Consider the following 24,251-nt stretch of genomic DNA (forward strand, 5'->3'; position numbering starts at 1 on the left):
AGACTTCTTCCAGTGGTACGACGCGCAACGCCGGAACGCACCTGTGTGGGTTGCCGGCAACGTGCGCCGGCCAGCGAATTGCTGCGGATTGTCGCGGTCCGGGACGAGGCTGGTTTCAGTCTCCGGCCTGATCCGCGCCGCAGGCTGCCGGGTCGGGGAGCGAACATGCACCCGGATCCGGCCTGCTTCGCGCTGGCGGTGCGCCGCCGCGCCTTCGGGCGTGCGCTGCGCATCACCGAGGTCCTTGACCACGGTGTGCTGGCGGAGCACGTCGATGCGCCAACCACTACGTCCGGTCAGCCCGACCGGGCGAGGGTCGCTAGCAGGGTAGGACGACCGACATGAGCACACGATGAAGTCCCTGAAATGACCAGGCTTCAAGTGCACGAGTGAGGTCGCTGCGGGTGCTGCCCGCACGACCTCGGAGTGAGGAGTGCAGTGGCAGGCAAGGCCCGCGTACACGAGCTTGCAAAAGAGCTCGGGGTCGAGAGTAAGACCGTTCTCGCCAAGCTGAAGGAAATGGGCGAGTTCGTGAAGTCCGCGTCCAGCACCGTCGAGGCGCCCGTCGCCCGGCGACTGCGGAACGCGTTTGTCGCTTCCGCCGGTGCTCCGGCGCCGGCCGCCCCGTCGGCGCCCGCGTCGACGCCGGCTTCAGCGACCACCCCGCAGCCGTCCCCGACCCCGGGCGCGCCGCGGGTTTCGGCCCGACCGATGCCGCCGCGGCGGCCGACCGCGCCGGCACCTGGTCCGAAGCCGAAGGGTCCGGTGCCCGCTGCGCCGCAGCCGGCGGCTCCGGTCGCCAAGCCGGCGAGTGCCCACGACATCGAGGTGGCGGCCGCCGAGACGCGTGCCGCCGCGCTGAAGGCTGAGCAGGAGGCCGCGGTCAAGGCCGCACAGGCCGCCCGCCAGCAGCAGCGGGACAACCCCGTTCGCCGGGAGCCTCCGGCCGACGGCGCCAACCGTCCCGGTCCTCGGCCGGGTCCCGCGGCGATGCCACCCCGTCCTGGTTCGCCGGCCGCTCGTCCGAGCACGCCGGCTCCGGGTCCGGGTGCCCGACCTGGTGGTCGCCCACCGGCGCGTGGCGCCGGTAACAACCCGTTCGGCATCCAGGGTGGCCAGCAGCAGCGGCCCCCGGCCGCCGGCGCGGGTGGCCCCCGGCCCAACAGCCCGGCGGGCATGCCGCCGCGGCCGAGCCCCAACTCCATGCCGCCGCGGCCCAGCCCGGCGTCCATGCCGAGCCAGCGTCCGGCTGCTGGTCGTCCCGGTCCCGGTGGCGCTGGTCGCCCCGGTGGCGGTGGCGCCGGTCGTCCCGGTGGTGGCGGCGGCGGTGGCTTCCGTGGCGGTCCCGGCGGTGGCGCCGGTGGCGGTGGCGGCGGTTACCGCGGCGGCCCTGGTGGCGGCGCGGGTGCCGGCGGTGGCGGTGGCTACCGTGGCGGTCCCGGCGGCGGTGGCGGTGCTCCCGGTGGCGGTTTCCGTCCGGGTGCTCCCTCCGGTGGCGGCGGTCGTCCGGGTGCCGGCGGTCGTGGCCGTGGCGGCGGCGCCGCGGGTGCCTTCGGGCGTCCGGGTGGCCGGCCGACGCGCGGTCGCAAGTCCAAGAAGCAGCGCAGACAGGAGTTCGACAACCTGTCGGCTCCGACCATGAGCTCGGGTGCTCCCCGGGGTCAGGGTCAGATCGTCCGGCTCTCCCGTGGCGCATCGCTGTCGGACTTCGCTGACAAGATCAACGCCAACCCGGGTTCGCTGGTCCAGGAGATGTTCAACCTGGGCGAGATGGTCACCGCGACCCAGTCCTGTTCTGACGACACCCTGAACCTGCTGGGTGAGCACCTGGGCTTCGACATCCAGATCGTCAGCCCGGAGGACGAGGACCGCGAGCTGCTCGCGCAGTTCAACATCGACCTCGACGCGGAGGTGGCCGAGGAGCGTCTGGTCAGCCGTGCGCCGGTGGTGACCGTCATGGGTCACGTCGACCACGGTAAGACCAAGCTGCTCGACGCGATCCGTAAGGCGAACGTCGTGGCCGGTGAGGCGGGTGGCATCACCCAGCACATCGGTGCCTACCAGGTCCACGTCCCACACGAGGGCGAGGACCGGGCGGTGACCTTCATCGACACCCCGGGTCACGAGGCGTTCACCGCCATGCGTGCTCGTGGTGCCCAGGTCACGGACATCGTGATTCTGGTCGTCGCGGCCGACGACGGTGTGATGCCGCAGACGATCGAGGCGTTGAACCACGCCAAGGCGGCCGATGTGCCGATCGTGGTCGCGGTCAACAAGGTCGACAAGCCGGACGCCAACCCGGACAAGGTCCGCCAGCAGCTGACCGAGTACGGCCTGGTCGCCGAGGAGTACGGCGGCGAGACCATGTTCGTCAACGTGGCAGCCAAGCCGGGCATCGGCATCGAGGAGCTTCTCGAGGCTGTCCTGCTGACCGCCGACGCGTCGCTGGAGCTGACCGCTCCGATCGACGGGCCGGCCCAGGGTGTGGCCATCGAGGCACACCTGGACAAGGGTCGCGGTGCGGTGGCGACGGTGCTCGTGCAGAAGGGCACCCTGCGGGCGGGCGACTCGATCGTCGCCGGCGGGGCGCACGGCCGGGTCCGGGCCATGCTCGACGAGAACGGCAACCAGCTCACCGAGGCTGGTCCGGCGCGTCCGGTCATGGTGCTGGGTCTGACCGCGCCTCCCGGCGCGGGCGACACGTTCCTCGCCGCGGCGGACGACCGTACGGTGCGGCAGATCGCCGAGCAGCGGCAGGCACGGCGGCGGGCGGCGTCCTTCGCCAACTCCCGTGGTCGGGCCACTCTTGAGACGCTCATGGAGCAGCTCAAGGAGGGCGAGAAGACGTCGCTCAACCTCATCCTCAAGGGTGATGTCTCCGGTTCCGTGGAGGCCCTGGAGGACGCGCTGTTCAACCTGGACATCCCCGAGGAGGTCCAGCTCAAGGTCCTCGACCGGGGCGTGGGCGCGATCACCGAGAGCAACGTCATGCTCGCGAGTGCCTCGTCCGAGCCGGTCACGATCATCGGCTTCAACGTGCGGGCCTCCAACAAGGTCCGTGAGATGGCCGACCGCGAGGGCGTGGAGATCCGGTATTACACCGTCATCTACCAGGCCATCGAGGAGATCGAGGCAGCGCTCAAGGGCCTGCTCAAGCCGGAGTACGAGGAGGTCGAGCTGGGCACCGCGGAGATCCGCGACGTCTTCCGCTCTTCCAAGATCGGCAACATCTCCGGTTGCATCGTCCGGTCCGGTGTCCTGCGGCGCAACGCCAAGGCACGCCTGCTGCGGGACGGGGCGGTCGTGGCGGACAACCTCACGATCAGCTCGCTCAAGCGGTTCAAGGACGATGCCACTGAGGTTCGCGAGGGCTTCGAGTGTGGTCTGACCCTGGGTGGTTACAACAACGTCCAGGTCGGCGACGTCATCGAGACCTTCGAGATGCGGGAGAAGGTTCGCGCCTGATCCGGCAGTGACACGCTGATCAAGGGGTTTACGCCGAACGGCGTAAACCCCTTGATCATGCGGGGTGGGTTGGCGGTATCGTCCGGGGCGATGTTCACCGGAACCGCGGTCTTCGACCTGCTGCTGCCGGGCGACTCCCGGTCGCTCAAAGCCAAGAGATCATATGTACGGCCGATCGTGGCGGCGCTGCGCCGCTTCGAGGTGTCGGCCGCCGAGGTGGGTGCGCTCGACCTGCATGGTCGAGCGCAGCTGGCGGTGGCCGTGGTGGCCGCCGAGACGGCGCACGTCCGCGAGGTGCTCGACTCCTGTGAGCGCCTGGTGGCCGGTCGCCCCGAGGTCGAGTTGTTGTCGGTCCGGCGCCGGCTGTACGGCGTGGACGACGACTGACCCCGGAGCCGGCTGTGCCGGGCGACCGGTGCGGCCGCGAAGGTAGTGTTCGAGATGTTGGCCGGTCGGCCGGCGACCCCCGGGTCGCCGGGTCGGCCGGGAGCAGGACGCCGTGGAGGTGGCGAGATGTCTGATCCGGCCAAGGTACGCCGGCACGCGGAACGGGTGCGTGAGCTGGTCGCGTCGGTGGTGCGGAGCCAGATCAAGGACCCGCGGCTCGGGATGATCACCATCACCGACGCCCGGATCACCGCGGACCTGCGCGACGCGACGGTCTTCTACACAGTGCTCGGTGACGCGGTGGCCCAGGCGGACACCGCCGCCGCGCTGGAGAGCGCCAAGGGGCTGCTGCGCAGCACGGTCGGCAAGGCGCTCGGGTTGCGGCACTCGCCGACTCTCACGTTCGTCCTCGACGACGTGCAGGACCAGGTCAAGCACATCGACGACCTGCTCGCCGCCGCCCGGAACGCCGACGCCGAGGTGCAGCGGCTGGCCGCCCAGGCGGAGTACGCGGGTGAGCCGCAGCCGTACCGGGTTGACGACGAGATGGATGAGGGCGACGAGGCGGACGAGGCCGATCCGGCCACCGACGTCAAGGACGCGGCGCGGGGTGGGGAAACGCGGTGACCAGCACCGCCAGCGTCCCGCTCGCCGGGGCTGCCGGGGTCGGCCCGGCCGAGATGGACTGGGCTGCGGCCGAGGCGCTGGTGCGGGCTGTCCCGCCGGGTGGCCGGGTGCTGCTGATCTGCCACATCAACCCGGACGGTGACGCGCTGGGCAGCATGCTCGGCTTCGGCCTGGGGCTGCGGCAGTTCGGCGTCCGCGAGGTGCAGGCGACCTTCCCCGGGCCGCCGGAGGTGCCCGAGCCGTTCCGGGGGCTGCCCGGGCTGGACCTGCTGGTCCCGGCGGACGCCGCCGACCCGGCACCCGACCTGGTGATCTGCTTCGACGCGGCGAGCGAGTCGCGCCTCGGCGAGCTGGCCGGGCGGTTGTCGTCGGCGGGTGCGGCGCTGGTGCTCGATCACCACGCGTCGAACCAGGGCTTCGGCACCGTCAACCTGGTGGACCCGGGCGCCGCGGCCACGTCGGTGGTGGCGGAGCAGTTGCTGGCCCGGCTCGGGGTCGTTGTGGATCCGGCCATCGCGGAGTGCCTCTACGTGGCGCTGACCACGGATACCGGCTCGTTCCGGTTCGCCGCGACCACCCCGGCGGTGCACCAGATGGCTGCCCGGTTGTTGGCAACCGGCATCTCGCCCGGGGACATCTCCCGCCGGGTCTTCGACACCCGGCCCTTCGGGGCGGTGCGTCTCTTCGGTGAGGTGCTCGGCCGGGCACGGCTGGAGCCGGCGGCTGCCGGCGGCCGAGGGTTTGTCTGGACCTTCGCCACGCTGGAGGATCTGGCCCGGCACGACCAGCGGCCGTACGTGCTGGAGGCGCTCATCGACTCGGTGCGGTGCACCGCCGAGGCGGACGTGAGCTGTGTGGTCAAGCAGACCACGCCCGGCGAGTGGGCGGTGTCGATGCGCAGCAAGGGCGCGGTGGATGTCAGCCGGGTCGCGGTCACGCTGGGCGGTGGTGGCCACCGGTTCGCGGCGGGGTTCACCGGTCGGGGCACCGTCGAGCAGGTGGTCGAGTCGATCCGCGGCCAACTGGACGGGGCGTTGATCCGCCCCGGCGCCTGAGGTCGACGTTCGTCGTCATCGATTGTCCGGTCAAAGGATCAGGGTCAACTCCGGGGAGTGTTGGTCTTCCCGCGCTCGGTGAGACCGGGAAGAATTGCGGGATGGAGCAGCCGCACGACCTCACCGTGGAGGCCCCCCGTGCCTGGGACCGGCCCACCGTCTCCGTTCCCGTCCTCGTCTGCCTGTCGCTCGTCGGCGGTCGGTTCGCGTCGTTCTCCACCGAGGCGAATCTGTTCACCATCGGCACCGGCGGGGTGCTGATCTGGCTCGGTCTGAGCAATCGGGTGCCTCGCCGACCGGCACCGCGCCGGCTGGGCTCGGGGGCGGTCTGGTGGGCGGTGCCGGTGGTGGTCTTCGGGGTCTTCGAGGGCGTGACCTTCGTGCTGGCCGTCGGTGACGACTTTCCCACCTTCTCCCGGCTGGCCGACCCTCTCCTGGAGGATCATCTGACTCGGTCGGCGGTGTGGTTCGCCTGGCTGGCCGCCTTCTGGGGGCTGGTGCGGCGATGATGCGGGCGCTCGCCATCGGCGGTTTCCTCACCGCGTTGGTCCTCTTCGCGGTGGTCGAGTGGATGGCCCGGCGGGAGGGTTCCCGGATCCCCACCCTGGGCGAGGTCTGCGCGTACGTGATGCGCTACGAGGTCGGCTCGGTGCCGGTGGGCCGGATCGGTCTGTTCGGGTTCTGGTGGTGGCTGGGCTGGCACTTCCTGGCCCGCTGAGTCGGGTCGCCGCGTGTCCAAATGGCGGGAACCGAGAGCAGCATATGGACCTGAACGATAACTTGGGAGACGGCCGGGTGCCGCGTAGCGGTGCAGGTCATGGGTGGTGGCGCCACACCTCGTGCTGCCTCCCTCCAGGGTCGGATCGACCCGGGCTCACGCTGCCCAGTCGGCTGCTCCGGTAACCCCGGACCGTCGTGGGGCGCGCAGCACGACCGCCCGCGAGGGCCGCCGCGCGCCGGTGGCTCGCTCCCTGGAAGGACCACCACCATGCCGAACAAGCCCAAGCCCGAGACCACCGACGACGCCCGCGAGCAGGCCCGCCGCGCGCTGCAGACGTCGATGGACACCCGTCAGTAAGCCGACCCGCCCGGCGGTGACGCCGCCTGTCGACCGAGGGGCCGGCTCCCGACGACCCGGCGGCGCGGCCCACCGGTGGGAGTAAGTCCCCGGCGGGATTGCGATCCTTACCGGGCTCGTGCCAGGATCGACGGCGATGAGCCAGACCGCCACCGCCGCCCACCGATCCGCCTCGCCCCGGCGGATCGCCAGCCTCGCCCTGCCGGCCCTCGTGGTGCTCGCCGCCGAGCCGCTCTACGTGCTTGTCGACACCGCAGTGGTCGGCCACCTCGGCCGGGTGCCGCTCGCCGCGCTCGCCGTCGGCGGCACGGTGATGACGCTCACCGCATGGGTCGGCACCGTGGTCGCGTACGGCACCACCGGGCGGGCGGCCCGCCGCTTCGGTGCGGGTGACCGGGCAGCCGCGGTAGCCGAGGGAGTCCAGTCGTCCTGGCTGGCGTTCGGTGTCGGTCTGCTGATCGCGATCGGCATGCAGTTCGGCGGTGGCGCGCTCGCGCGTACCCTCGCCGGCGGCGCGGGCGACGTGGCCGACGCCGCCGCGCACTGGCTGCGGATCGCGGCCCTCGGCGCTCCCGGCCTGCTGCTCGCCGCCGCCGGCAACGGTTGGCTGCGCGGTGTGCAGGACACTCGCCGACCACTGGTCTTCGTGCTCGGCCCCAACCTGCTCTCCGCGCTACTCTGCCCGCTGCTGGTCTACCCCGGCGGCCTGGGCCTGATCGGTTCGGCGGTGGCCAATGTTGTCGCGCAGACACTCTGCGGGGGGCTCTTCGCCGCGGCGCTCGTCGCCGAGCGGGTGTCGCTGCGGCCCCGGCCCCGGGTGATCCGTCAGCAACTGGTGCTCAGCCGGGACCTGCTGATCCGTGGGCTGGCGTTCCAGGCCAGCTTCCTCTCCGCGACCGCCGTCGCCGCCCGCTTCGGTGCCGCCGCCGTGGGTGCCCACCAGATCGCCCTGCAGCTCTGGTTCTTCACCGCGTTGGTGCTCGACGCGCTGGCCATCGCCGCCCAGTCCCTGGTCGGCGCCGCGCTCGGCGCCGGCGACGACGCGGGCGCCCGGGCGCTCGCCCGTCGGATCGGGCTGCTCGGCGGCATCTGCGGAGTCGGCTTCGCGCTGCTCGTCGCCGCCGGCGCCGGCGTCGTGCCGTCCTGGTTCAGCTCCGACGAGGGGGTACGCGGGCAGGCCATGGCGGCCTGGCCGTGGTTCGTCGCCATGCTGCCACTGGCCGGAGTGGTGTTCGCTCTCGACGGCGTGCTGGTCGGCGCGGGCGACGTGCGTTACCTGCGCAACCTCACCATCGTGGCGGCGCTCGGCGGTTTCCTGCCGGCGATCTGGCTGACGTACGCCCTCGACCTCGGGTTGGGCGGGATCTGGGCCGGGCTCACAGTGTTCGTGGTGATCCGGCTGGTCGCTCTGCTGCTGCGCCTGCGCAGCGGCGGCTGGGCGGTGACCGGCGCGATCCGCTGACCCCGACATCCGCGCCGGTCAGCAGGTCTCCGCGTCGTCGGGACTCCACTTCGGGTCGTAGATGTCTCCGGTCGATCCCGCTGGCAGGCCCAGTTCGAACCCGACCTCCAGGTCGATCATTCCCCGGAGGATCGCGGCGCAGGTCGCGTTGAGCACGTTGAAGTCGGTGCCTGCCAACCACAGGCCGGCCGAGGTGGCCAGCACGTCGTCCGGGTGCGGCACCTGCCAGACCACTTCGTCTCGGAGGGTGACGAGCCCGGTGCCGGGCGGATGTGCCTGCGGTCGGGGCAGGGCGAAGGAGTACACCCACAGGAACCGGGTGGTGATCTCCAGGTTCCGGACACCGTCGTCGGTGACCAACCGGTACTCCATGGTGCCACTGACGCGGATGCCCGGCGCCGGGTCGAACTGCGGGTCGGCGGCGGGGTCGATGCGGGTGGCGTAGGCCAGGGTGTCCCCGGCCGCGAAGTCCTTGTCCATCTGGTGCCGGCCGTCCGGTGACAGCAGGGCGATGAACTTGGCGGGGTCGCCAGCGAGCATGGACGGCTCGAGCCGACCGTGGATCAACGCCTGCTTGACCTTCGCCAGCGCGTCCGCGACCTGCTGGGCGCTGAACGGCGCGGCGGCCCGGGCGCTCGGAAGGACGATTCCCGCCTCGCCCACGGCGAACGTCTCCGCCGGAGTGCCGGCGAACGGGCCGAGGACGTTGCCGCTCCGGTCGACCGGCCGGGAGTTCGCGGCTCGCGCCAGGTTGAAGCCCTGCCATGCCAGCACCGCGACAAGCGTCAGCCCGACAAGGGCGGCGGTCCCGCCGAGCACCTTCCCGGCGTGCTGCTCCCACCCCAGCCGCAGCCGTTCCGCCCTGGTCAGCGCGCGCTCGGTCGCCGGCTCGCGCAGCCAGTCCGCCACTCGGAGTGGTTCAGGCTCGGCGGCATCCGGGTGGCGGGCCCGGGTGGTGCGCGGGCTGGCGTGCTCTTCGCTGGTCATCTGTCGTCCTGACTCGACGGGAGCGGGCGAGTGATCTTCGCATCCGTCGAGACGTCGTGGTATCCCCTCAATGATCGAGTCAGGGGCGTGTGGCGCCCGGCGGCTGGCCGAGAGCCACCCCGCGACTACGGTCGCCGAGCGGCGGTCTGGCAGGCTTGGCCGACGTGAGCACCGATGGTCTGATCGTGGTCGACAAGCCCGGCGGCATGACGTCGCACGACGTGGTGGCGCGGATCCGCCGGCTGGCCAGGACCCGGCGGGTCGGGCACGGCGGCACCCTCGACCCGATGGCCACCGGGGTGCTGGTGATCGGGGTGGGCCGGGCCACCCGGCTGCTGACCTACGTGATCGGCGCGGGCAAGAGCTACACCGGCACCATCCGGCTCGGTCAGACCACCGTCACCGACGACGCCGAGGGCGACGTGCTCGCCACCACCCCGGCCGGGCTGGTGACCGACGAGGCGATCCGGTCGGCGTTCACAGCGTTGAGCGGCGAGGTCGACCAGGTGCCGAGCGCGGTCAGCGCCATCAAGATCGACGGGCAGCGGGCGTACAAGCGGGTCCGCGACGGGGAGAGCGTCGAGCTGCCCGCCCGGCGGGTCACCATCTCCCGGTTGGCGGTGCTGGCGATCCGCCGCACCGAGCCGGGCCTGGTGGACGTGGACGTGGACGTGACCTGCTCCTCCGGCACGTACATCCGGGCCATCGCCCGGGACGCGGGCCTGGCGCTCGGCGTCGGCGGCCACCTGACGGCCCTGCGGCGGACCGCGGTGGGTGGCTTCACCCTCGCCGAGGCGGCGACCCTCGACGAGTTGGAGCAGCGCGCCCCGGACGTGGTGAACCTGCCGTTGGACGCCGCCGCCGACCGGTTCTTCGCGCGCCGGGAGGCCACGCCCGACGAGGCCCGGGTGCTGGCCCACGGTGGGCCGCTGGACCCGGCCGGCCTCACCGGGCCGTACGCCGTGTTCGGGCCCGCGGGCGGCCTGATCGCTATCGTCAGCGAGCGGGACGGGCGGGCCCGCGCGGAGATCGTGCTCGCCCCGGCCTGACGGCGGGGCGCAGGTCCGCCGGCTTAAGGGCCGGCGGTGTCGACCCGCCGGCCGGCGGGACAGCAGGAGGGAACGGCATGCAGCGGTGGCGGGGGTACGACGCGGCGCCCGGTGGGTGGGGACGCTCGGTCGTCACCATCGGCGTCTTCGACGGCGTGCACAAGGGGCACCAGGCGACCATCGGGCACACCGTGGCCCGCGCCCGCGAGTTGGGCGTGCAGTCGGTGGTGGTCACCTTCGACCCGCACCCGGCCGAGGTGGTCCGCCCCGGGTCGCATCCGGCGGTGCTCAGCGAGCAGGCCCGCAAGGCGGAACTGATCGAGGCACTCGGCGTGGACGTGCTCTGCGTGGTGCCGTTCACACCGGAGTTCTCCCGGCTGCCGGCCGAGCAGTTCGTGCACGACGTCCTGGTCGAGCACCTGCACTGCGCGCTGGTGGTGGTCGGTGGCAACTTCCGGTTCGGGCACCGGGCAGCCGGCGACGTGGCGCTGTTGGAGCGGCTCGGTCAGACCTTCGGCTTCGGGGTGGAGGGCAGCCCGCTGGTCGCCGAGGACGGCACCGTCTTCTCCTCCACGTACATCCGCTCCTGCGTCGACGCGGGTGACGTCGGCGCGGCCGCCGCCGCGCTCGGCCGCCCCCACCGGCTGGAAGGTGTGGTGGTCCGCGGCGACCAGCGGGGACGGGAGCTGGGCTTCCCCACCGCCAATCTGCTCTGCCACAGGTACGCGGCGGTCCCGGCCGACGGGGTGTACGCGGCCCGGCTGATCCGTCGCGGGCAGCACGAGCCGCTGATGGCGGCGGTGTCGGTGGGCACCAACCCGACGTTCTCCGGGCGGGAGCGGCGGGTGGAGGCGTACGCGCTGGACTTCACCGGCGACCTGTACGGCGAGCGGCTGGCCCTGGACTTCGTGGCGCACCTGCGCGGTCAGATCCGGTACGACTCGATCGAGCCGTTGATCGTCCAGATGAATCAGGACGTCGAACGCACCCGGCGCGCGCTGGCCTGAGCGTGGTGGGGTGCGCCGCCGAGGCCCTTCGCCGGGTGTTACCAGCGAGTGCTGGTAGTCTTGCCGAGACGTCGGGTGACCGGCGTGGGGCCTCGCGTGCCTGCTCGACGCCGCGGGTGCGAGGTACCGGTCCGTTCCCGGTCCATCGGACGACGGACACCTACTTGATCAACCCATCGAAACAGGGAGAACATGGCGCTCGACCAGGAAGCCAAGGCCAGCATCCGCGCGGAGTACGCGACCGCCGAGGGCGACACCGGTTCGCCGGAGGTCCAGGTCGCGGTCCTCACCAAGCGGATCGCCGAGCTGACCGAGCACCTGAAGGTGCACAAGCACGACCACCACAGCCGCCGTGGGCTGCTGCTGCTGGTCGGCCGTCGCCGTCGGTTGCTCAACTACGTCCAGAAGAAGGACATTGCCCGCTACCGGTCGCTCATCGAGCGGCTCGGCCTGCGCCGGTGACGTGACGGGGGAGTGGCCGACCGGCCGCTCCCCCGTACGGCGTCCCACCTGAAGAAACACGGGCCGCGCGACCACCCGAGAGGGAGCCGGTCAGCGTACCGGTCTCCGGTAGTGGCCCCCGGGAACCCGGCATCATGCCGGCCACCCGGGCGCTTCGATCGAAGACCGGCCGGCTGAGCAGCTCCCCGATGTCGTGGGCCCACGACGCGAAGGAGCACGACAGCACATGACCGAGACCAAACTCGGCACCGAATCCCGCACCGCCGTGATCGACAACGGGTCCTTCGGCACCCGCGAGATCACCTTCTCCACCGGTCGGCTGGCTCGCCAGGCCGCCGGTTCCGTCATCGCCCAGCTGGGCGAGACGGTCGTTCTCTCCGCCACGACCGCCGGTAAGCACCCGAAGGAGCAGTTCGACTTCTTCCCGCTGACCGTCGACGTCGAGGAGCGGATGTACGCCGCGGGCCGCATCCCCGGCTCGTTCTTCCGCCGTGAGGGTCGGCCCAGCGAGGACGCGATCCTCACCTGCCGGCTGATCGACCGGCCACTGCGCCCGTCCTTCGTCAAGGGCCTGCGCAACGAGGTCCAGGTCGTCGAGACCATCCTCGCGCTCGACCCGCAGCACCCGTACGACGTCGTGGCGATCAACGCCGCCTCGATGTCGACCAAGCTCTCCGGCCTGCCGTTCTCCGGCCCGATCGGGGCGACCCGCGTCGCCCACATCGACGGCCAGTGGGTCGCCTTCCCGACCCTGGAGGAGCTGGCCCGGGCCACCTTCGACATGGTCGTGGCCGGCCGCACGCTGGAGGACGGTGACGTCGCGATCATGATGGTCGAGGCGGAGGCCACCCCGAACGCGGTCGCCCTGATCTCGGCCGGCGCCACCGCCCCGACCGAGGAGGTCGTGGCCAGCGGTCTGGAGGCCGCCAAGCCGGCGATCCGCGAGCTGTGCCGCGCGCAGAGCGAGCTGGCCGAGGTCGCCGCCAAGCCGGTCACCGAGTTCCCCGTCTTCCTGGACTACCAGGACGACGTGTACGACGCCGTCTCCGAGCTGGCCCGTGGTGAGGTCGCCGAGGCGATCACCATCGCCGGCAAGGCCGACCGCGAGGAGGCCCTGGACCGGGTCAAGGCGCGGGTCGTTGAGGAGTTGGGCGCTCGGTTCGAGGGTCGGGAGAAGGAGCTCAGCGCTGCCTTCCGGTCGCTGACCAAGTCCGAGGTGCGCAACCGCGTGCTGCGCGAGCAGGTCCGCATGGACGGTCGTGGCCCGCGTGACATCCGGGCGCTGACCGCCGAGGTCGGCGTGCTGCCCCGGGTGCACGGTTCGGCGCTGTTCGAGCGGGGCGAGACCCAGATCCTGGGCGTCACCACGCTGAACATGCTCCGGATGGAGCAGATGGTGGACACGCTGTCCCCCGAGAACCGCAAGCGCTACATGCACAACTACAACTTCCCGCCGTACTCGACAGGTGAGACCGGCCGGGTCGGCTCGCCGAAGCGTCGCGAGATCGGCCACGGCGCTCTCGCCGAGCGTGCGCTGATCCCGGTGCTGCCGTCGCGCGAGGAGTTCCCGTACGCCATCCGGCAGGTGTCGGAGGCGCTCAGCTCCAACGGCTCCACCTCGATGGGTTCGGTCTGCGCGTCGACGCTGGGCCTGCTCTCCGCGGGTGTCCCGCTGAAGGCGCCGGTCGCCGGCATCGCGATGGGGCTCATCTCCGACGAGGTGGACGGCAAGACCCAGTACGTGACGCTGACCGACATCCTCGGTGCCGAGGACGCGTTCGGTGACATGGACTTCAAGGTCGCCGGCACGCCGGAGTTCGTCACCGCGCTCCAGCTCGACACCAAGCTCAACGGCATCCCGTCGGATGTGCTGGCCGCCGCGCTGCAGCAGGCGAACGAGGCCCGGCAGGTCATCCTCGGCGTCATGAAGGCCGCCATCGAGGCTCCGGCCGAGATGTCGGACTACGCGCCGCGGGTCACCACCGTCAAGATCCCGGTGGACAAGATCGGCATGGTGATCGGCCCGAAGGGGCAGACCATCAACGCGATCCAGGACGAGACCGGCGCCGAGATCTCCATCGAGGACGACGGCACGATCTACGTCGGCGCCACCAACGGCCCGTCGGCCCAGGCGGCCGTCGACCGGATCAACGGCATCGCCAACCCGACGCTGCCGAAGCAGGGCGAGCGGTTCCTCGGCACGGTGGTCAAGACCGCCGCGTTCGGTGCGTTCATCTCGCTGCTGCCGGGCCGTGACGGCCTGCTGCACATCTCCAAGGTGGGCGACGGCAAGCGGGTCGAGCGCGTCGAGGACTTCCTCAACGTCGGCGACCGGGTCGAGGTCGAGATCGCGGACATCGACGCCCGCGGCAAGATCTACCTCGACAAGGTCCGCCCGGAGGGCGCCGAGGCGCCGGCCGCCGGTGAGGCGGCCGGCGGCGACCGGCCGGCTGGTCGGGACCGGGGTGACCGGGGTCCGCGTGACCGCGGCGACCGCGAGCGTGGCGGCGACCGGGGCGGCGACCGAGGTGGCCGTGGCCCGGAGCGTGGCGGCGAGGGCGGTAACGACGGCAACGGTGGCGGCGGCGGCGAGGGTGGCGAGGGCGGCGAGCGTCCGCGCCGCCGGACCCGGCACAGCTGACCACCAGCACCTGCAACACCCACCCCTCGTCGAACCGGGAGCAACACGTGAGTCGGGCCTTCAGTGCGCCGTTTCCACCGGATCGACGGGGGGTGGCCCCGTCTCGGGACACCGGGGCGGGCCGCTCCGGCGGCGCCGCCCGCGCGGTGACCCGAACGCTCAGCGACGACCCGCTGGGGGGCACGGTACGACGTACCGTGCTGCCCAGCGGCCTGCGCGTCCTCACCGAGGCGATTCCGACGATGCGCAGTGTCTCGTTCGGCATCTGGGTGGCGGTCGGGTCCCGCGACGAGGCCGGCCCGCAGGCCGGTGCCGCGCACTTCCTCGAGCACCTGCTCTTCAAGGGCACCCACAAGCGCACCGCGCTGGAGATCTCCTCGCAGATCGAGGCGGTGGGTGGTGAGACCAACGCGTTCACCACGAAGGAATACACCTGCTACTACGCCCGGGTGCTGGACGAGGATCTGCCGCTGGCGATCGACGTGATGTGCGACCTGGTCGCCGACTCGCTGTTGGAGCCGGCCGACGTCGAGACCGAGCGTGGCGTAATCCTGGAAGAGATCGCCATGCACGACGACGAGCCCGGTGACGAGGTGCACGACCTCTTCGTCCAGGCCGTCTACGGCGACCACCCGTTGGGTCGGCTCATCTCCGGCACCGCCGAGACCGTCACGCCGATGACCCGCAAGCAGATCCAGAGCTTCTACCAGGGCCGCTACACGGCGCCGCAGATCGTCATCGCCGCCGCCGGCAACCTGGACCACGCCACTGTGGTCAAGCTGGTCCGCCAGGCGGTGCGGGGCACCCCGCTGGACAGCGACCCGGCCACGCCGGCACCGCACCGGGCGGCCACCCCGGCGGTACGCACCAAGCCGGCGACCACCCTGGTGGAGCCGAAGGAGACCGAACAGGCGCACGTCATCCTCGGCTGCCCCGGCATCGACCGCCTCGACGACCGGCGCTTCGCCCTCGGGGTGCTCAACAACGTGCTCGGCGGCGGTATGTCCAGCCGCCTGTTCCAGGAGATCCGCGAACAGCGCGGCCTCGCGTACTCGGTCTACTCCTACGCCAGCCAGTACGCCGACACCGGCCTGTTCGCCGTCTACGCCGGCTGCGCGCCGGGCAAGGTGGACGAGGTGCTGGCCCTGACCCGCGCCGAGCTGGCCCGGGTGGCCGCCGACGGGTTGACCGAGGCCGAGGTGGCCCGGGGCAAGGGGATGAGCAAGGGCTCGTTCGTGCTCGGCCTGGAGGACACCGGTTCCCGGATGAGCCGGCTGGCCAAGGGTGAGCTGCTCTACGGCGACCTGATGCCGGTCGACGAGCTGCTTCGCCGGGTCGACGAGGTCACCGTGCAGGACGTGAACGTCCTCGCCGCCGAGCTGCTCAGCCGGCCCATGTCGCTGGCCGTGGTCGGCCCGTTCGGCGCGGGCGACTTCACGGTCTGAGGGCTGCCACCGCTCGCACCCTTCGCGGTCTGACGGTTGCCACCGCTCGCGGTCGGACGGCTGCCACCGCTGGTGGGAGGGTCCGTCCCCGCCGAGAGGGCGCGTCCTGATTGGGATAGGTTGTGCCCCGTGACTGACGAGCAGGAGAAGACCCCGGCCGAGGCACTACGGGTCGGCGTGTTCGGCGCGCGCGGCCGGATGGGCATCGAGGTCTGCAAGGCGGTCGACGCCGCCGACGACCTCGATCTGGTCGCGGCGATCGATCAGGATGACGACCTGTCCGGCGCTGTCGGTGCTGACGTGGTCGTCGACTTCACCACGCCGCACGTCGTCATGGACAACCTCCAGTGGTGCATCGAGCAGGGCATCAGCGCCGTGGTCGGCACGACCGGCTTCACCGCGGAGCGGCTGGAGCAGGTGCGCGGCTGGCTGGCCGGCAAGCCCGGGGTGGGCGTCGTCATCGCCCCGAACTTCGGCATCGGCGCGGTGCTGATGATGCAGTTCGCCGCGCGGGCCGCCCGATACTTCGAGTCCGTCGAAATCATCGAGCAGCACCACCCGGGCAAGCTGGACGCCCCGAGCGGCACGGCCACCCACACCGCCCGGCAGATCGCCCAGGCCCGCGCCGAGGCCGGCCTCGGCCCGGTACCGGACGCCACCAAGGACGAGGTGCCGGGCGCGCGCGGCGCCGAGATCGACGGGGTACGCGTCCACGCGGTGCGCGCCTCCGGCCTCGTCGCCCACCAGGAGGTGCTGTTCGGCGGCACGGGGGAGACGCTGACCATCCGGCACGACTCGTACGACCGGGTGTCGTTCATGCCAGGCGTGCTGCTGGCCGTCCGCGCGGTGCGCAACCGTCCCGGCCTCACCGTCGGCCTGGACGCCCTACTCGACTGAGCGGTCCGTCCCTCCCGCCACAGCGCTGCACAGCGCAGATCTTGGACACTTTCCGTTCCGCGCTGACGAAAAGTGTCCAAGATCTGCGCGCGCGGGCCGGATAGCATCCGCCGAATGATCAATGCGGGACACCTGGACCGGCGCGGGAGGCGAGTCACGCTCCGGCCGGTCGACGACGACAACTGGCGTGCGGTGGCTGATGTCGCCCCGAGTGACGACCAGCGCCGGTTCGTGGCGGCGCTGGGCGCGCGCTATCTGCTGCTGAGCACTCGCTCCGAGGTGTGGACGTCGCTGGCGGTGTACGCCGACGAAACCGTCGTCGGCCACGTCATGTGGGGCGTGGACGACGACGGCTCGCACTGGATCGGCGGAATGCTGATCGACGCCGCCGAGCAAAACCGTGGCGTGGGCCGAGCGACAGTGCAGACCCTGGCGGGCTGGCTGTCCGCCAGGGAGGGCAACCCCCCGGTCCGCCTCTCCTACCACCCGGACAACGCCCAGGCCGCCGCCCTCTACACCTCGCTGGGCTTCCACCCCACCGGCGTCATGGACGACGACGAGGTAATCGCCGAACGAACCCCCTGAGCCCCCTGAGTCCCGCGATCTTGCACTTCCTGCCCCGACTTAGTGGACATTTCATCCATCCTGGCGACCGAAACCGCAAGATCGCCGAGAGCGTCCGGCCTGCCCGCGTCGATCATGGAGTGGTGGTGCCTCACAAAAGGGGCGCACATGAAGCTTTCGCCCACCACAACTCCATGATCGACGCGACGCGACGCGACGCGACGCGACGCCACGCGACGCCACGCCACGCCACGCGACGCGACGCCACGCCACGCGACGCGACGCGACGCCACGCGACGCCACGCCACGCGACGCGACGCGACGCCACGCGACGCGACGCCACGCCACGCGACGCGGGGCGACGCGGGGCGGGCCGGGACAGGGCAGGCCGGGGCGGGGCGGGGTTTGGGGATTAGTGGGGGAGGGGGGCGGTGGGGCGGCGTTGGGTGGGGAGGGTCTGGGTCAGGGGAGTGGGTAGGCCGGTCACCGTGGCTTCGCCGGTGCGGTTGACCGAGACGTTCACCGGGGCGTTGGCCACGCGGAGGCCGTTGACCGCGACGGCCCCGAGTTCCGCTCCCGCCAGGGGTGCCACCCGGACCGTGCCGCCCGGGACGTCGGGGTAGAGGCCGGTCGCCGCCTGGAGCAGGAGCACCGCGCCCGCCGCCGCCCACGCCTGCGGCCGGCACGAGGCCGGGTACGGCACCGGGCGGTTCACCGCTGACCGGTCATCGCCGCCATACAGCTCCGGCATTCGGTAGTCGAACGCCTCGGCCGCGCTGAGCAGCCCGTCGGCCAGGCCGAGCGCGGCCTCGCGGTGTCCGGCGCGGGCCAGGCCGCCGAGCACGATCGCGGTGTCGTGGGTCCAGATCGAGCCACAGTGGTACGACAGCGGGCTGAAGCCGGCGTCGTCGCTGGACATGGTGCGTAGCCCGAACCCGGCGGCCATCGTGTCGGTGGTGAGCAGGCGCGCGACCTGGGCCTCCTCGTCGCGGTCGAGCAGGCCGGTGCCGAGCAGGTGGCCGATGTTGCTGGTCAGCGAGTCGACGGGGCGCTTGTCGCGGTCGAGGGCCAGCGCGGGTTGCGGGCCGTGGCGACCGTCGACCCAGAAGCTCCTGCGGAACCGGCCGACCAGCGCGGCGGCGTGCTCGCGCCAGCGGTCGGCGCCCGGTCGGCCGAAGGCGTCCAGCAGGGCGGCGCCGTTCACGGCGGCCTCGTGCGCGTACCCCTGCACCTCGGCCAGCACGATCGGCGCGGTGGCCAGCGACCCGTCGTGGAAGCGGACGGCGTCGCCGGAGTCCTTCCAGCCCTGGTTGGACAGGCCGTGTCCGATGGTGTCGACGTACTCGACCAGGCCGTCGCCGTCCGGGTCGGCGTGCTCGCCGAGCCAGCGCAGCGCCGCCTCCAGGTGCGGCAGCAGGGGCTCGATCTGCTCGGCGGGCATTCCCCACCGCCACGCGTCGTGCAGCAGGTTGACCCAGAGCATTGTGGCGTCGACGGTGCCGTAGTACGCCGGTGGAAGGCGCAGGCCGTTGGCGGGTAGGGCGACCTCGTGGCGGCGTAGCTCGTGCAGGATCTTGCCGGGGGCCTCGCCGGTCGTCGGGTCGATCCGGGTGCCCTGCCAGCGGGCGAGCACGCGCAGGGTGCCGGCGGCCAGGTCGGTGCCGAGCGGCAGCATCATCCGGGCGGCCCAGAGGCTGTCCCGGCCGAACAGGGTGAGGAACCAGGGCACCCCGGCGCCGAGGAACACGTCGCCGGGTGCGCCGGTCTCGGCCAGTCGGAGGCCGCGCAGGTCGTCCAGGCTGCGGTCGAGCAGTCGGACCAGCCGTCGGTCGTCGGCGATCACCTCGGGTCGGGACCACTCCAGCTCGCTGACCGGGCCGACGACGACGGCGCGCGGGTCGTCGACTGTCAACTGCCAGCGCAGCACCGTCTCGCCACCGGCGGGTAGGTCGACCGGCCAGACCAGCCGGGGCGTGGTGGCCCACTCGCCGCCGGCGAGCACGTCGGCGCCCGGCGCGGTGACGGTGCTGGTGATCCCGGTGCCCGACCAGGTGAGCGTGCCCGGCTGGCTGGTCGTGGCCGCCAGCGCGCCGGTGGCGCCACCGGACTTGACGACCTCGATGGGTGCCAGGTCGCAGCCGAGGTCGACGGTGACGGTGGCCCGTACGCCGACCGTGGCGGTGGAGGTGATCCGCAGCTCCTCGGTGAGGCCGTTGCGGGTGGCCCGCCGGAGTCGGTCGACGCGGACGGTGGGGTCGGGCGTGGGGTCACCGAGCCAGCGGGCCAGACCGACGAAGTGTGCGCCGTGCGGGCCGTCGTCGCCGCGGGTCAGCCCTTCGAGCTCCCGTTCGTCGATGCGCAGCTCGGCGCGGGAGAGCACCCGGGCGTCGGCGTGGAAGACGCCCTGGACGCCGGTCGGGCGGATCTGCCCGGTCGCGTCCCCCAGCGCGCTGGTCGGGGCGAAGACCACCCCGACCAACTCGTGCAGGAGGGGTTGCAGCTGGCGTTCGATCACGGTGTGGCTCCAGATCCTCGGGGTGCGGGGCGGCCATCTTGACAACGCGCCCCTGGCGGTGCAAAGTGCGAAACATTCCAGAAACTTGAACGATCCAATCCTGCCTTATCCGAATTGGATCGTTCAAGATGGCGAGAGGGATTAAGTGGCCGAGAAGGTGACCATCGCGACGGTGGCCCGGCACGCCCGAGTCAGCCGGCAGACGGTGTCCAACGTGCTCAACGCCCCGCACATCGTGCGGCAGGAGACCCGTCAGCGGGTCGAGGACGCGATCAACGCGCTCGGCTACCGGGCCAACCAGGCCGCCCGGCAGATGCGTACCGGCCGGTCCCGCCTCATCGCCGCCCGGATCGACCCGACCCGCGACGGCATCAACGGCTCCGTGCTCGACCGCTTCCTGCACGGCCTCACCGAGACCGCCGACGCCGCCGGCTACCGGGTGCTGCTCTACACCGCCACCGACGACGACCGGGAGATCGCCACCTACGGTGACCTGCTCGGCACCTACGAGTTGGACGCGTTCGTGCTGGTGGGCACCAAGCACGGCGATCCGCGTACCGAATGGCTCGCCGACCGGGACGTACCGTTCGTGACCTTCGGTCGCCCGTGGGACGCGCTCGACGCGCACCCCTGGGTGGACGTGGACGGCGCCGCCGGCACCGCCCAGGCCACCCGGCGCCTGCTCGATGCCGGCCACCGGCGGATCGCCTTCATCGGCTGGCCGGTCGGCTCCGGCGTCGGCGACGACCGGCGGGCCGGCTGGCGCGACGCGCTGCACGCGGCCGGCGTCGACCCGACCGGACTGCACCGGGAGACCGAGGACGGCATCGCCGAGGGCGAACGCCTGACGCGTGACCTGCTGGTCACCGTGGCGCCGAGCGCCGTGGTCTGCGCCAGCGACTCGCTCGCCCTCGGCGCCCTCCAGGCGATCCGCGGCGTCGACCCGCCCGTGTCGGTGATCGGCTTCGACGACACGCCGGTGGCCGCCGCGGTCGGGCTGACCAGCGTCAGCCAACCGCTCGGCGAGGCCGCCGCCCGCTGCGTGGACCTACTCACCGGGGTCCTCGACGGCGACCACGAGACCCCCACCCCCGTGCTGCTCCAGCCCTCGTTGGCGCTGCGGCACACCGCGTAGTCCCACCCCCCACCAGGAGAAACCATGGCACCCCCAACAATCACCCGGGCAGCGATGGCCGGCCTCACCGCCATCGCCCTTCTTGGCTCCGCCGCCTGCGGCAGCGGCTTCGACGACTCCTCCGGCGACGCCGCCCAGTCCAGCGGGCCGGCCAGCCTGCAGATCCTGATCGGCTCGTCCGGTGAGGCCGAGACCAAGGCGGTGCAGGACGCCGCCGCGAAGTGGGCCACCAGCTCCGGCAACACCGCGACGGTGACCCCGGCACAGGACCTCACCCAGCAGCTCGGTCAGGCCCTCGCTGGCGGCACCCCGCCGGACGTCTTCTACGTGGACGCGGCCCAGTTCGCCGACTACGCCAGCGTCGGCGCCCTGGAGCCGTACGGCGACAAGGTCAGCAACTCGGGTGACTTCTACGAGAGCCTGCGCACCACCTTCACGTACGACGGCAAGCTCTACTGCGCGCCAAAGGACTTCTCGACCCTGGCCCTGCAGATCAACACCGACCTGTGGACCAGGGCCGGGCTGACCGACGCCGACGTGCCGACGACCTGGGAGCAGTTCACCGCCGCCGCCCAGAAGATCAAGGCCAAGGGGCAGGTCCCGCTGGCCCTCGGTGACACCCGGGACCGGATCGGCGCCTTCATGGTGCAGAACGGCGGCTGGCTGGTGAGCAAGGACGGCAAGCAGCCCACCGCCGACACCCCGGAGAACCTCGCCGCCCTCCAGTACGTCAAGACCATGCTCAGCACCGGGCTGGCCAAGTATCCGAAGCAGCTCGACGCCGGCTGGTCCGGTGAGGCGTTCGGCAAGGGCAAGGCCGTGATGACCATCGAGGGCAACTGGATCAAGGGTGCTCTGCAGAACGACTTCCCGAACGTGAAGTACAAGGTCGTGGCGCTGCCGGCCGGCCCCAAGGGGCAGGGCACCCTCTCCTTCACCCAGTGCTGGGGCATTGCCGCGAAGAGCAGGTACAAGGATCAGGCGATCAAGTTCGTCGAGGCGATGACGAGCGGCGAGCAGCAGATGACCTTCGCGAAGGCGTTCGGTGTCATGCCGTCCCGCCAGTCGGCGCGCGACCAGTACACCGCCGCCTTCCCGGCGGACAAGGTGTTCGTCGACGGTGCCGCGTACGCCCAGGGCCCGGTGAACGCCCCGAAGATGGACAGCGTCCTCAAGGACCTCGACACCGGTCTGCAGGGGCTGACAAACGGCGACCCGAAGGCCGTGCTGCAGAGCTTCGACAAGAACGCCAAGGCGGCGCTCGGCGGCAGCTGAGGTGATGGCGGGGGCCCGGGCGAGCACCGGGGCCCCCGCCGCACGTCGGCCGGAGAAGAGGAAGGGAGGGAAGATGGCAACCGAGACACTGACCGCCGTGGCGACCACAGGCGGGGCCGGCCCCCGCCGACGCAGGGGCGGCATCCGGAGCAACGAGAACCTCGCCGGTTGGCTCTTCGTCGCGCCGGTGATCGTCATCCTGGGGCTGTTCCTGCTGCTGCCCATCCTGATGGCGCTCTGGGTCAGCCTGACCGACTGGAACGGCCAGGGCAGCCCCTTCACCGGCGACGTCCCGTTCGTCGGCACGCGTAACTACACCCAGTTGTTCACCGAGGACGGGTTGGCCCGCCGCGACTTCATGACCAGCATCCGCAACAACATCTACTACGTGGCGATCGTGGTGCCGGCGCAGACCGTGCTCGCGCTCGGACTGGCCCTGGTCGTCAACAACCGGATGCTCAAGGGCAAGAGCTTCTTCCGCAGCGCCTTCTACTTCCCCTCGGTGACCAGCTCGGTCGCGATCAGCGTGGTGTTCCTGTTCCTCTTCGCCAACTCCGGCGCGGTGAACGCCCTGCTCGGCTTCGTCGGGATCGACGGCCCCGAGTGGTTCGCCGATTCCCGGGGCGTGCTGCACCTGCTGTTCGGCGTGGTCGGTGTCGACTCGCCTCCGGCGGCCCTGGCCGACGGCGGCCCGCTCGGGCTGACCTGGTGGGAATGGTTGGCCGGACCCAGCGTGGCGATGATCTCGATCATCACGTTGGTCGTCTGGACCACCTCCGGCACGTTCATGCTGATGTTCCTGGCCGGCTTGCAGAACGTGCCTGTCGCGTTGGACGAGGCGAGCACCCTCGACGGCGCGTCCCGGTGGCAGCGGTTCCGGCACGTCACCCTGCCGCTGATCAGGCCCACCACCTTCCTGGTGCTCACCCTCGGCATGATCGGCTCCTGGCAGGTCTTCGACCAGGTGTACGTGATGAGTCAGGGCGACCCGGCCAAGACCACGCTCACCCCGGCCTACCTGTCCTACCGGACCGCCTTCCGGGACTTCGACTACGGCTCCGGCGCGGCGATCTCGTTCGTCCTGTTCCTGATCATCATCGTGCTCACAGTGATCCAGCGCCGGGCGCTGGCCGAGCGGGACACCGACCGGCCGCGCCGCGGCTGGCGGCGTCGGCGCGTACCGGAAAGGTCCTGAGATGGCCGTGCTCACCGACCGCCCGGCGGCGGCGCCCGCGCGGCGCGACCAGCGCGCGGCCCGCACCCTGGCCACACGTTTCCTGGGGTACGCGACGCTTGTCTTCTTCGGGCTGGTGTTCCTCTACCCGTTCGTCATCCAGATCGGCAACGCGCTCAAGACCGAGCCCGACGCGGCGGCGAACCCGCTGTCGCCGTTCCCGGACCCGCTCACGCTGGCCGGCTTCGAACGGATCTTCGCCGGCACCAACTTCCCGCTGTGGCTGGGCAACTCGCTGCTGGTGACAGTGCTGGTCACCATCGGCCGGGTGTTCTTCGACTCGCTCGCCGGGTACGCGCTGGCCCGGCTGCGGTTCCGGGGTCGCGGTGGGCTGTTCGCCGCCGTCATCGCGGTGATGGCGGTGCCCGGGGTGGTGCTGCTGATCCCGAAGTTCCTGGTGCTCAACCAGCTCGGCCTCTACAACAGCTACGCCGGCCTGGTGGTGCCGCTGCTGGCCGACGCGGCGGGCGTGTTCATCATGAAGCAGTTCTTCGAGTCGATCCCGGTGAGCGTCGAGGAGGCCGCCCGGATCGACGGGGCGAGCATCTTCCGCACCTTCTGGTCGGTGGTGCTGCCGATGGCCAAGCCGGCGCTGATCACCCTGACCATCCTGTCGTTCCAGAGTTCCTGGAACGAGTTCCCGCACAGCCTCGTGTCGGTGCAGGACCCGGACCTGTTCACCCTGCCGCGCGGGTTGGCAGACCTGGTCAGCGGCTCACTCGGCAAGGGCACCCAGTACCCGCTGAAACTGGGCGCCGCGCTGCTGGCCACCATCCCGGTGGCGATCATCTTCGTGGTGTTCCAGCGGTACTTCGTCCGCGACGCCAACGACGGCTCGGACAAGGGCTGACCCGGGTCGGGGGGGGGGGGGGGGGGGGGCGGCCCCCCCCCCCCCCCCCGGGGCCCCCCCCCCCCGGGGCCACCCCCCCCCGACCCGCCCCCCCCCCCCCCCCATAATAAGGAGAG

The 24,251-nt window shown here is 71.6% G+C and carries 21 protein-coding genes; 19 read left to right on the plus strand and 2 right to left on the minus strand.

Annotated features, from left to right (window positions below):
• The first annotated feature begins 12 nt into the window (after window positions 1-12).
• The 8 genes from ABZU25_RS25415 to ABZU25_RS25450 all read left to right on the plus strand — a co-directional run bounded on the left by ABZU25_RS25415 (window position 13) and on the right by ABZU25_RS25450 (window position 8,074).
• Window positions 13-345 (plus strand): YlxR family protein, encoded by a 333-nt coding sequence (locus ABZU25_RS25415; RefSeq protein WP_355031873.1) that lies wholly within the window; start codon window positions 13-15, stop codon window positions 343-345.
• 93 nt (window positions 346-438) lie between these two features.
• Window positions 439-3,465: a translation initiation factor IF-2 gene (gene infB, locus ABZU25_RS25420; protein ID WP_355031874.1), complete on the plus strand. Its 3,027-nt coding sequence runs from the start codon at window positions 439-441 to the stop codon at window positions 3,463-3,465.
• Between the two features lie 90 nt (window positions 3,466-3,555).
• Window positions 3,556-3,852 (plus strand): DUF503 domain-containing protein, encoded by a 297-nt coding sequence (locus ABZU25_RS25425; RefSeq protein WP_030489481.1) that lies wholly within the window; start codon window positions 3,556-3,558, stop codon window positions 3,850-3,852.
• Between the two features lie 126 nt (window positions 3,853-3,978).
• Window positions 3,979-4,479, plus strand: coding sequence for a 30S ribosome-binding factor RbfA (gene rbfA, locus ABZU25_RS25430; protein WP_355031875.1), 501 nt, complete (start codon window positions 3,979-3,981; stop codon window positions 4,477-4,479).
• Between the two features lie 53 nt (window positions 4,480-4,532).
• The gene (locus tag ABZU25_RS25435; RefSeq protein WP_355031892.1) at window positions 4,533-5,534 is read left to right on the plus strand and encodes a bifunctional oligoribonuclease/PAP phosphatase NrnA; all 1,002 of its coding nucleotides are present in this window, start codon (window positions 4,533-4,535) and stop codon (window positions 5,532-5,534) included.
• 101 nt (window positions 5,535-5,635) lie between these two features.
• A complete protein-coding gene (locus ABZU25_RS25440) occupies window positions 5,636-6,043 on the plus strand; it encodes a hypothetical protein (protein ID WP_355031876.1) in 408 nt (135 codons plus the stop codon).
• Entirely contained in the window at window positions 6,043-6,252 is a 210-nt protein-coding gene (locus ABZU25_RS25445) for a DUF6186 family protein (protein WP_030489477.1), read from the plus strand. The genes ABZU25_RS25440 and ABZU25_RS25445 overlap by 1 nt, the downstream gene beginning before the upstream one ends.
• Window positions 6,253-6,748: 496 nt before the next feature.
• The gene (locus ABZU25_RS25450; RefSeq protein WP_355031877.1) at window positions 6,749-8,074 is read left to right on the plus strand and encodes an MATE family efflux transporter; all 1,326 of its coding nucleotides are present in this window, start codon (window positions 6,749-6,751) and stop codon (window positions 8,072-8,074) included.
• 18 nt (window positions 8,075-8,092) lie between these two features.
• Here ABZU25_RS25450 and ABZU25_RS25455 read toward each other — a convergent pair whose 3' ends face one another.
• Window positions 8,093-9,061 carry a hypothetical protein gene (locus ABZU25_RS25455; protein ID WP_355031878.1) on the minus strand — a complete coding sequence of 323 codons (969 nt, stop codon included), beginning with the start codon at window positions 9,059-9,061 and terminating at the stop codon, window positions 8,093-8,095.
• 164 nt (window positions 9,062-9,225) lie between these two features.
• Here ABZU25_RS25455 and truB point away from each other — a divergent pair, with 164 nt between their 5' ends.
• From truB to ABZU25_RS25490, 7 genes are all read left to right on the plus strand, one after another.
• On the plus strand, window positions 9,226-10,110 hold the full coding sequence (gene truB, locus ABZU25_RS25460) for a tRNA pseudouridine(55) synthase TruB (RefSeq protein WP_355031879.1): 885 nt from the start codon (window positions 9,226-9,228) through the stop codon (window positions 10,108-10,110).
• Window positions 10,111-10,187: 77 nt separating this feature from the next.
• Window positions 10,188-11,117: a bifunctional riboflavin kinase/FAD synthetase gene (locus ABZU25_RS25465; RefSeq protein WP_355031880.1), complete on the plus strand. Its 930-nt coding sequence runs from the start codon at window positions 10,188-10,190 to the stop codon at window positions 11,115-11,117.
• Window positions 11,118-11,309: 192 nt separating this feature from the next.
• On the plus strand, window positions 11,310-11,579 hold the full coding sequence (rpsO, locus tag ABZU25_RS25470; RefSeq protein ID WP_030337594.1) for a 30S ribosomal protein S15: 270 nt from the start codon (window positions 11,310-11,312) through the stop codon (window positions 11,577-11,579).
• Window positions 11,580-11,805: 226 nt separating this feature from the next.
• Window positions 11,806-14,220, plus strand: coding sequence for a polyribonucleotide nucleotidyltransferase (locus ABZU25_RS25475; RefSeq protein ID WP_355031881.1), 2,415 nt, complete (start codon window positions 11,806-11,808; stop codon window positions 14,218-14,220).
• 47 nt (window positions 14,221-14,267) lie between these two features.
• The gene (locus ABZU25_RS25480; protein ID WP_355031882.1) at window positions 14,268-15,665 is read left to right on the plus strand and encodes a pitrilysin family protein; all 1,398 of its coding nucleotides are present in this window, start codon (window positions 14,268-14,270) and stop codon (window positions 15,663-15,665) included.
• Between the two features lie 129 nt (window positions 15,666-15,794).
• The gene (gene dapB, locus ABZU25_RS25485; protein ID WP_355031883.1) at window positions 15,795-16,562 is read left to right on the plus strand and encodes a 4-hydroxy-tetrahydrodipicolinate reductase; all 768 of its coding nucleotides are present in this window, start codon (window positions 15,795-15,797) and stop codon (window positions 16,560-16,562) included.
• Window positions 16,563-16,676: 114 nt separating this feature from the next.
• Window positions 16,677-17,147 carry a GNAT family N-acetyltransferase gene (locus tag ABZU25_RS25490; protein WP_355031884.1) on the plus strand — a complete coding sequence of 157 codons (471 nt, stop codon included), beginning with the start codon at window positions 16,677-16,679 and terminating at the stop codon, window positions 17,145-17,147.
• Window positions 17,148-17,538: 391 nt separating this feature from the next.
• Here ABZU25_RS25490 and ABZU25_RS25495 read toward each other — a convergent pair whose 3' ends face one another.
• The gene (locus tag ABZU25_RS25495; RefSeq protein ID WP_355031885.1) at window positions 17,539-19,641 is read right to left on the minus strand and encodes a glycogen debranching N-terminal domain-containing protein; all 2,103 of its coding nucleotides are present in this window, start codon (window positions 19,639-19,641) and stop codon (window positions 17,539-17,541) included.
• Window positions 19,642-19,786: 145 nt separating this feature from the next.
• Between ABZU25_RS25495 and ABZU25_RS25500 the strand changes: the two genes are divergently transcribed.
• From ABZU25_RS25500 to ABZU25_RS25515, 4 genes are all read left to right on the plus strand, one after another.
• The gene (locus tag ABZU25_RS25500; RefSeq protein ID WP_355031886.1) at window positions 19,787-20,776 is read left to right on the plus strand and encodes a LacI family DNA-binding transcriptional regulator; all 990 of its coding nucleotides are present in this window, start codon (window positions 19,787-19,789) and stop codon (window positions 20,774-20,776) included.
• 24 nt (window positions 20,777-20,800) lie between these two features.
• Entirely contained in the window at window positions 20,801-22,051 is a 1,251-nt protein-coding gene (locus tag ABZU25_RS25505) for an extracellular solute-binding protein (RefSeq protein ID WP_355031887.1), read from the plus strand.
• Between the two features lie 73 nt (window positions 22,052-22,124).
• Window positions 22,125-23,246, plus strand: a complete 1,122-nt coding sequence (locus ABZU25_RS25510) for a sugar ABC transporter permease (RefSeq protein ID WP_355031888.1) — start codon at window positions 22,125-22,127, stop codon at window positions 23,244-23,246.
• A 1-nt stretch (window position 23,247) separates the two neighbouring features.
• Window positions 23,248-24,135, plus strand: coding sequence for a carbohydrate ABC transporter permease (locus tag ABZU25_RS25515; RefSeq protein WP_355031889.1), 888 nt, complete (start codon window positions 23,248-23,250; stop codon window positions 24,133-24,135).
• The last annotated feature ends 116 nt before the right edge of the window (window positions 24,136-24,251 follow it).

This window comes from Micromonospora sp. NPDC005215 (genome assembly GCF_040607915.1).
Lineage (GTDB): Bacteria > Actinomycetota > Actinomycetes > Mycobacteriales > Micromonosporaceae > Micromonospora.